11 protein-coding genes are annotated in these 7,838 nt (G+C 44.1%); 4 read left to right on the plus strand and 7 right to left on the minus strand.

The window, feature by feature from the left end; genetic code table 11:
* From ABD028_RS17715 to ABD028_RS17735, 5 genes are all read right to left on the minus strand, one after another.
* A partial coding sequence (locus ABD028_RS17715; RefSeq protein ID WP_343846676.1) for a DEAD/DEAH box helicase occupies window positions 1-620 on the minus strand: 620 nt, incomplete at its 3' end.
* Window positions 621-638: 18 nt separating this feature from the next.
* The gene (locus ABD028_RS17720; RefSeq protein WP_343846678.1) at window positions 639-989 is read right to left on the minus strand and encodes a helix-turn-helix transcriptional regulator; all 351 of its coding nucleotides are present in this window, start codon (window positions 987-989) and stop codon (window positions 639-641) included.
* A 64-nt stretch (window positions 990-1,053) separates the two neighbouring features.
* On the minus strand, window positions 1,054-2,736 hold the full coding sequence (locus ABD028_RS17725; protein WP_343846680.1) for a DUF927 domain-containing protein: 1,683 nt from the start codon (window positions 2,734-2,736) through the stop codon (window positions 1,054-1,056).
* Between the two features lie 416 nt (window positions 2,737-3,152).
* A complete protein-coding gene (locus ABD028_RS17730; protein WP_343846682.1) occupies window positions 3,153-3,530 on the minus strand; it encodes a hypothetical protein in 378 nt (125 codons plus the stop codon).
* A gap of 36 nt (window positions 3,531-3,566) precedes the next feature.
* Window positions 3,567-3,776: a hypothetical protein gene (locus tag ABD028_RS17735; protein WP_343846683.1), complete on the minus strand. Its 210-nt coding sequence runs from the start codon at window positions 3,774-3,776 to the stop codon at window positions 3,567-3,569.
* 118 nt (window positions 3,777-3,894) lie between these two features.
* Between ABD028_RS17735 and ABD028_RS17740 the strand changes: the two genes are divergently transcribed.
* A complete protein-coding gene (locus ABD028_RS17740) occupies window positions 3,895-4,173 on the plus strand; it encodes a helix-turn-helix domain-containing protein (protein ID WP_337880897.1) in 279 nt (92 codons plus the stop codon).
* 11 nt (window positions 4,174-4,184) lie between these two features.
* On the opposite strand, the gene ABD028_RS17745 is transcribed toward ABD028_RS17740, so the two are convergent.
* Both ABD028_RS17745 and ABD028_RS17750 read right to left on the minus strand, forming a co-directional pair.
* The gene (locus ABD028_RS17745; protein ID WP_343846687.1) at window positions 4,185-4,490 is read right to left on the minus strand and encodes a hypothetical protein; all 306 of its coding nucleotides are present in this window, start codon (window positions 4,488-4,490) and stop codon (window positions 4,185-4,187) included.
* Between the two features lie 98 nt (window positions 4,491-4,588).
* A complete protein-coding gene (locus tag ABD028_RS17750; RefSeq protein ID WP_343846689.1) occupies window positions 4,589-5,455 on the minus strand; it encodes a phage integrase N-terminal domain-containing protein in 867 nt (288 codons plus the stop codon).
* Window positions 5,456-6,084: 629 nt separating this feature from the next.
* On the opposite strand from ABD028_RS17750, the gene ABD028_RS23320 reads away from it, so the two are divergent.
* From ABD028_RS23320 to ABD028_RS17760, 3 genes are read left to right on the plus strand one after another with little or no spacing between them, the layout of a single operon-like run.
* Window positions 6,085-6,636 (plus strand): recombinase family protein, encoded by a 552-nt coding sequence (locus ABD028_RS23320; protein ID WP_425542134.1) that lies wholly within the window; start codon window positions 6,085-6,087, stop codon window positions 6,634-6,636.
* Between the two features lie 10 nt (window positions 6,637-6,646).
* Window positions 6,647-7,552: a DNA-methyltransferase gene (locus tag ABD028_RS17755; RefSeq protein WP_337880893.1), complete on the plus strand. Its 906-nt coding sequence runs from the start codon at window positions 6,647-6,649 to the stop codon at window positions 7,550-7,552.
* On the plus strand, window positions 7,549-7,785 hold the full coding sequence (locus ABD028_RS17760; protein WP_343846691.1) for an XcyI family restriction endonuclease: 237 nt from the start codon (window positions 7,549-7,551) through the stop codon (window positions 7,783-7,785). Before ABD028_RS17755 ends, ABD028_RS17760 begins: the two co-directional genes overlap by 4 nt.
* Window positions 7,786-7,838: the final 53 nt, after the last annotated feature.

Consider the following 7,838-nt stretch of genomic DNA (forward strand, 5'->3'; position numbering starts at 1 on the left):
AAACGAGTCAGAACGAAGATACTGGCGTAACTATAAACCTGTGGCCAATATGACTTGACCACTACAGCACACAGTGTTTCTATTTCTGGGCCTCTGCCTTCTTCACGAAGAATCTGCAGTTCATCTGCAATAACAACGGCATCGTTTGACCTCAACTGCCCAGCCAAAAGCAATCCTAAGGCTTTCTCATAAGTAGCTACTGTAAACTGTGCATCCACATCCCCTTCTTCTCGGTCACCGGTGCTGAGCCCGATTGTGGCCAATGGGGTTTTTGCGCTCTCACCAAAACGCTGGTAGAAATCCAGATATTTCTGATCGGCGAGGGCTTTGTGGGAAACTAGATAAATAATCTGCTTACCACTTCGAATGCCTGCGAGTGCAGCTAGTTCACCTACCAGAGTTTTTCCTGAAGATGTAGGTGCACTGACTATCATACTTTGCCCAAGCATGACGCCTGCTTTTACTGCATGCTGCTGAATATCAGTAAGGTATTGAATATTCCAACTGGCTAAAGTTTCTTTAATGAAATCATCAAAACCATCTTCTACCAAATTCTGTACTTCCATTAAATTATCAACATCAACACCCGTCCATGTAGATAAACTATCAGACTGTATCACTGTTGTCCGCTATTAGCGTCACTCTCTCTGGTAACCAATTGATGCCTTTTTGTTAAGTTCTTTTGCAGTTTGTTTTATAAAGTCATTCAGACATCTGTCGCCCCTGACTTTATTGCTAAGCAACCACTGTTCAAGTTCAACTCGGTCGAAATAGATCTTCTTACCATTTGGTTTAGCGTGGGGAATAATTCCCTCATGTGTGAGTTTATAGATATAACTCTTTGCCATGCCGGTGTAGATGGCGCACTCGTCTACCGTCAAAGCTGCCTTTGTACTCAAATGGCTTTTCAGGATCATTTCAGCGAGTGTGTTTTGGATCTCAGGTAGTTCATCGTTCATTCGCAGTGCATCATAGATATTATTGCTCATGGTATTTCTCTCATAAATCTCTTGGGAAATGGGGAAACTGGGAAAATGTAGTTATTACAGTTAGTTAACTTGGGAAAGTTGCGTGGGAAAGCTGGATATCCAGTTTCAACTCTTGAATGATCCTGTTCGGCAGCAATTTGAAGTATCTGCCACCACGCAGGCCACCCTCTATCTGTTTTTTGAAGGTACCCCTATCCTCATTTTGAATCAGCCAGCCTCTTTCTTTCAGATATTGAACGCACTGAGATAGCTGGTTCTTGTAAGGCAGGTTTAACCCTTTGACAAAGGCCTCGCGCGTTAACAGCCAAGAGACTTCGTCACCATCTTTTACCCAGTACCCGGCATGATTCGATGAGAGAGTTGTGCCGGGCTGAACTAACTGAAGCCGCCAGCGTTTTAAGGCTATGGGTAGCTGACGAGCCAACTTTTCGTCCTCAGAGTCTGCCGAAGATCCTCTTGCTTCTAACCAGGCCTCAAATGCGACTCTGACCGACTTTTCTGCTTCTCCTGTTGGCCAGGGTAATAGACCAGACTTGATTGCAAGTTCTCCGGCAACAGCAAGCAGTGCAAATCGTTTTATCGCCTCCTTTACCTGATTGCCTTCATTGGTAGAGCTCCAAAGCATCTGGTAGCGGGAAATGGCACTTTCCAGGAACTCACCCAATGCTTCAATTTCACTGACTGTTTGGACCCAGGCAGGCATAAAGCTGCCATGACTTTGGTCTATGCCACGCCAGATAGCGCGGGAGAAGGACTGAATGGAATCATGGCCATGCAGATCATCAAAGATTCCAAACCTACGTGAAGCAGGTACTTCCAGAAAACGGATTTCCTGACCAGCTTTGACACTCTTTTGGATAGCAGAAAGCTTTTCTTCCAGTCCTACTTCTCCAGTGCTGAAGTAGAGTAGGCGCCATGAACGTTTATTACCCAATGAACCATCCTGATTACTTCGAATTTTGGACATGCCATTGGCAAGCATATAAATGGCTTGGTCAACGTCTTCAGCTTGGGCTTGGTGCAATTCATCCAGGCAAAGAAGCATATCATTGTGAGAGGACGCTATTACCTCAAGCCCATTGGCTGTAGATCGCCAGCTATAGGCATAACTTGAATCAGAATAAAGGCTTGCGGCGAGATTCAGTACCGTCGTTTTCGCTATCTTCGATTTACCATATAGGTGAATCCCGCAACTTGGCCATTTGAGCCAATGCAGAAGGGGTGCCGCAATCCCAGCGCATACCGCGAATACCAACATCGGATTATTGATACATAATATCGCAACTGATTGCTGCCAATCGCTGATGCTACCGCTTCGTATCAGCATGTCAGAAACATCACCAGCATAAATCACTTGTTCGGTTTCTCTGCCAACACACCAATCTGGCGTTACAAAGCTTTTGTTAACCCAACCAGTCTGAGTTGCACTGATGTATCGTTCGGCAGGGTTGGCATGATTCAAATAAGTAATGATTTGATCCCAAGTTTTTGGGCGATTGGATACGGACAATCCTGTATCGATCAGAACCTCTTTCAGATGACGGCCATAGTCATTGATAATCTGGCGGCGAGGAAAGACGTGCTGTAGTTTCACTCCATCCAGATTTACCCATTCGATTAATAGTCCATAGTTACGTTTGTTTTCACCATCCCGAGTGATAGCTAATACCCGGATTGGGCCACACAGAAACTTGGGTTCGGCATCTTGGTGGGTAATGAACAGACCGTTCTCACGTAGCTCATACATAGTGGTTGGTTTCCTTTGTTTGTCATTGCTAGACAGGAAACTACCGGAGTCTTAACGCGAGCGTTCTTGAAAAACTAGGGTAACTTTAACCCCCCTTTTTTATGTACAGTATGTATGCAAGTACAGTTATCAATTTGGCATGCCAAATTGTGTAGGTGAAATGACAGGGACATTGGTTACTTAGAGCGATCTGCCTCTCGCTTGAGGGCAAGATGAAAGCTTATAGCAAAGAAAGCCACTATGCCGAGTATCAAACAGCAGCCGACAAGCACTGGTCCCATATCAGGCCCCTTCTCTTAGAGCGTTGAAAAGATCATTCTTGAGTCTGTTGTAACGTCTGGTAGCCCGAATCGCTAAAACCATCAAAACCCACATCTGAAACCATTCATATGCTGACATCACACCTCCTATTGGGTTTAGTGCCTGGTAATGCCGGACAATACTCCGCCTTCCCAGTTACATAGCTCGATGATCCAGCTGCTGATTTGCTGCTGCTTATCTGGATTATAGCCAGTAAACGGGAAGGATATCCGGGTACTGCGAGCCTTAAATTCTGAAAATGGCTCTAATCTTACATCCCAAATAGTGCCATGTTCGTTCGTGATATCTAATGCAAACGCTTTTTGGGATATTAAAGCGACCAACATTTCCTCTTCCGTACTGATTTCTTTATCAAAATAAAGACCAAGCGGCTCACATTCACTCTCGATTCCGCTGAGGCGACGTTTTATCTCGGCCAGCGCAGGTATAAATGGCCATAGCTCTCTGTTCGCAATCAGTTCGTTTTCGGTCATAAAAGGCTCTTCCCAATTTGGCATGCCAAATTGACTTTAGTAATAAGTATCGTATAGCTCACCTCGGGCCTGGGCGTCCTCGGCTTCTGCTCGGGTCATATGTTCGCCATCAGTAATAACATTGCCCATACCATCATCCATCTGGTCTAACTGATCATTTTTCTCTGCTGACTGGCCATCAGCGTTAAAAACGCTAGCTATCAAGTAGATAACTACTACCAACACGCACACAAGAGTCTCAAGCATAGTCATTTTCTCCCGGCTCAATTTGGCATGCCAAATTGAAAGCTAAGTATTCCTTAGTATCTAGGCTTCATTAAAGCTAAGAAAATCTTAGTTTTCAATAGCGGATGTCTTACACCAGTTGAAAACTAATGATGGTTCGCCGTTTCCAGCACGGCTAAAGCAGGCAAGAACAAGATTAGGTCTATCCCAAAAGCAATTAGGAATAATGGCGGGGATGGATAAGTTTGTTGCGTCTGCACGTATGAACCAATATGAACGCGGTGTTCACACCCCAGACTTCAAAACGGTTGTAGCACTAAGTCACGTTCTCAAAGTGCCAACCGCCTTCCTCTTTTGTATTGAAAACGAGTTGGCAGAGGAGATTCTGAACTGGTCTGCCAAATTTTTAGCTGAATAGGTTGAATGCTCTTACACCAATTCAACTGCTATCAAAGCAAGAAGCAGCATTCCTGCATTGAGTAGCAGGCATTGACTTAGAATTCTGTTCCAAGGCGTTGGATAGTTTGGCCTGCTTTTTAGAATCCTTCTATACTCCCCCCCTTCAGACATGCACCAAAACATGATAAGTACATAGGTAATCCATGCGATGATAGGTCTTCCATCCATTGTGAGAACCCCAATTCCCACACTGATACTCAGAGGACCGGCAACTCGGTTTATTTCACGGAAATAACGAGTTGAGACTTCTTCTGCTGGATCACTGTAAATAGTCATTCATTATTTCTCCTAACCTAAGTTTTTTCAGGGAATATTACATCAATAATGTCACAGGTAAGCGTAGTAGAGGTGCCTTTTTTGAGGTTCTAATATATTTAGCTGCCAAGATATGTGTAGGTAATACTAAAGCGCTCATGCCCTAACTCTCTACTGATTATCATCCTGGCTTCAACATCTTGCTTGCGTAACTCCCCGCTTAACTCAGCCCGCTTAGGCCCTCCGTCAGCGGGGCATTTCCATCCCGTCAGGGAAAAGTAACGCTCTCTGGCATAATGATGCCTCAGTCCGTGATTTTTGCTAAGACCAACTCTCGAGGTTTGGTATACGTAGTTGTCGAGTTGTTGCTTATAGTTTTTTTCTGCCGGAATCATTGAAGCTCCTTTGTTGAATGCCCGGATGTCGTCGAGAAGCTTCTTCTGAGAGTCTGTTCTAATTGGTATTTGTCGAGGCTTTCCGCCCTTTGTCCAAGAGCCTTTGAGGCGCAAGTGATCCTGCTGGTCAGCATAAGACAGGATGAACTTGATGCATTCCTCTCTTCTCAACCCAAATTCCTGCTGTAGCCGCAGGGACAGTTTCAGGTGGTCATCGGTAATTTTGGAGTGCTTTTCTAGGTCCAAGGATTTCGATTTGCCAATAGGACTCGAAAAAACCCGCGCAATTCCGTATTCCTCATTGGTTTTATGAACGATGTTACGCTTGCCTACTTTGTCGGCCCACCACCTTAGCGCTGACATCCGATTTTTTATTGTTTTGGTAGCTAGTGACTGCTCTTTCCAAAGGTTTACAAGAAAAGTCACATGCTTCTCCTTAAGACCTTTGGGATCTCTAAGGTTGAATCCGGCATCCCGCAACTGTTTCGCCATTTGATTCAGAATATCGCCACGACTACCGCGTGTTGAGTAACCATCTTCTTTGTGTGTTTTATGCACCAATTGATTTAGCTTGTAGCCTAACTGACTCATTGCCATTTCCTCATAGATTTTGATTGTTGGACAATAGGGGAAACCAAAACCAGAGATCAGGGGGCAAATGCCGAAAGTTAGGTGAGTTTTAAAGCCACATAAATGGTCGTAACCGATATATGTCATTCCAGCGGAACGCAGGGGCTAACTGATCTCCAAGCAAACAAGCTGAGCCGGACATCGTCTGTAGAAGATTGTACGGACTACTAAGGTCTTGGTTGAATTATATGGTCTGCTTTCCAGACCAAGTTCATACAGGTACAAGGGTGTACCCAACCTCAGTATTTACGTGTTGAGGGCAGCAGAAGCGCCCATTTTCTTTTTGCCCGCAAGGGCTGATGAAAGTTCAGGATACCAAACTGATCCGTTGGTGCAAGCAGAATGTTACCCGTCCCTTGACTGTCCCTTCCTTCTCTTTTCCCTGAATTGCTTCAAGGCATCATGAGCAATATGCCTTGAAGCGCGACTCTGCGAGTCGTCCCTACCGTAACGCTAGGGACGACTCACTCTGTTTCTGAACTTAGATCTGTGGTTGCTTCATAGCTTGAAACTGTATAAATATACAGTATATTTTCTATGTGTCATGAGTGTTAATATATAGTCAATAAATCAATGTTCATTAAATGTTCATGAATCTAACGATTGGCTATGCCAAGCCATCCTCTGATGACAAGGATATGAAGCGTCAACTGGAAGTTCTTAAAGGCTCCGGTTGCCAGTCTGTTTTTGAAGATAGGGGGGGAGGCTTTAACGAGTGCTTAAAGCTATTAAGTAGCGGTGACGTCTTGATTGTATGGAGGCTAGAAAGGATTGCTAAGAATCTTTCTGGGCTAGTTAAAGCCTTGTGCTCACTCCAACAGATAGGTGCGGAATTATACAGCGTTACTGAAGATTTTAAGGTAAGTCCAGAATCGTATTGCTGCACATTAGATGTGTTTGGAGTGCTTTCAGAATTTGAACTGCAGGTAAGTAAGGAGCGTTCAAGGACAACGCTTGAGTTATCCCGAGCCAGGGGACGGAATGGAGGGAGAAAACCCAAGCTATCCCCGAAGGAAATATTAAATATCAATCAGATACTAAGAGACCCTAACGCGAGTGTTAGTAAAGTTGCTGAGCAATATGGGGTTTCAAGAACAACTATCTATAAACATTGTGGCGTGGTTCAGCCATGTCGCCAGTGAGGACTAAGAAATGGAAAAGGTTGCATTAAAGCTAAAGCTACCTAATGTTGAAAAAATTCAACGTGATGGAGCGCTTGCCGTTGGTGGCTCAACTATTTTTGAAGGTGATGCTCTGACTGTATTGAGGCGGTTGCCAAATAATTCTGTGCGTTGTGTTGTTACATCGCCGCCATACTGGGGTTTAAGAGACTATGGTATTGATGACCAAATAGGCTTGGAACAGACTATGCCGCAGTTTATACAAAGGCTTGTGGCCATTTTCTCAGAAGTGAAAAGAGTCTTAACTGAAGATGGCTCCTTGTGGGTCAATATTGGAGATGGTTACACAAGTGGCAATAGAGGTTATCGAGCTCCAGATAAGAAAAATCCTGCAAGAGCGATGGGTGTTCGCCCAGATACGCCAGACGGGTTGAAGCCAAAAGATCTGCTGGGTATTCCCTGGAGGTTGGCCTTTGCGCTGCAAGATGATGGCTGGTATCTGAGAAGTGATATAGTTTGGCACAAGCCAAATGCTATGCCAGAAAGTGTTAAGGATAGACCTTCTAGATCTCACGAATATCTATTTTTGTTCACAAAATCAGAGAAATATTACTACGATTGGGAATCTGTAAGAGAACAAACAGAAAACGGTGGGCTAAGGAACAGGCGTTCAGTTTGGAATATTAAAACAAAAGGGTTTGCGGGAGCTCACTTTGCAACTTTTCCCGCGGACTTAATTCGGCCATGTATTCTGGCATCCTCCGAACCTGGAGATTTTGTATTAGATCCCTTTTTTGGATCAGGAACAGTTGGGGTAGTCTGTCAAGACGAAGATAGACAGTATGTAGGGATCGAACTTAACCCGGATTACGTATCTATCGCTGTAGACAGATTAAAGGGAGTAGAGAGTAACGTTGTAAGGATATCAGTTGGATGAGTATGAAATTCAATTTTCCGTCACCAGATTTACAGATTGGATTTGCATTAGAGTTGAAAAAATTTAGGTCTGTATATTTACAAGGAGCATTACTTGAAACTATTCAAAATTTGGACGTTACTGAGATAGATAGACAACTCGCAGAATATGTTTGCAAGGATGATTTATCTACGTTGGCTAAGTTTGGCCTGAGAGGGGAATTACTTTTCCCTGTTCCTATTGTAGTGGCATAGTTAATTTGGCCACCTAATTAGAGCTGCTATGATGCAGTCAGAACTTCATTAGG

Origin of the sequence: Bowmanella denitrificans, from assembly GCF_039522935.1 — a bacterium.
Lineage (GTDB): Bacteria > Pseudomonadota > Gammaproteobacteria > Enterobacterales > Alteromonadaceae > Bowmanella > Bowmanella denitrificans.

What these genes read in the sequence shown, in the direction of transcription:
- ABD028_RS17730 (WP_343846682.1), bottom strand. Translation starts at nt 3,530, where the DNA reads ATGACCGAAAACGAACTGATTGCGAACAGAGAGCTATGGCCATTTATA.
- ABD028_RS17745 (WP_343846687.1), bottom strand. Translation starts at nt 4,490, where the DNA reads ATGACTATTTACAGTGATCCAGCAGAAGAAGTCTCAACTCGTTATTTC.
- ABD028_RS17760 (WP_343846691.1), top strand. Translation starts at nt 7,549, where the DNA reads ATGAGTATGAAATTCAATTTTCCGTCACCAGATTTACAGATTGGATTT.
- ABD028_RS17720 (WP_343846678.1), bottom strand. Translation starts at nt 989, where the DNA reads ATGAGCAATAATATCTATGATGCACTGCGAATGAACGATGAACTACCT.
- ABD028_RS17755 (WP_337880893.1), top strand. Translation starts at nt 6,647, where the DNA reads ATGGAAAAGGTTGCATTAAAGCTAAAGCTACCTAATGTTGAAAAAATT.
- ABD028_RS17725 (WP_343846680.1), bottom strand. Translation starts at nt 2,736, where the DNA reads ATGTATGAGCTACGTGAGAACGGTCTGTTCATTACCCACCAAGATGCC.
- ABD028_RS23320 (WP_425542134.1), top strand. Translation starts at nt 6,085, where the DNA reads ATGAATCTAACGATTGGCTATGCCAAGCCATCCTCTGATGACAAGGAT.
- ABD028_RS17735 (WP_343846683.1), bottom strand. Translation starts at nt 3,776, where the DNA reads ATGCTTGAGACTCTTGTGTGCGTGTTGGTAGTAGTTATCTACTTGATA.
- ABD028_RS17750 (WP_343846689.1), bottom strand. Translation starts at nt 5,455, where the DNA reads ATGAGTCAGTTAGGCTACAAGCTAAATCAATTGGTGCATAAAACACAC.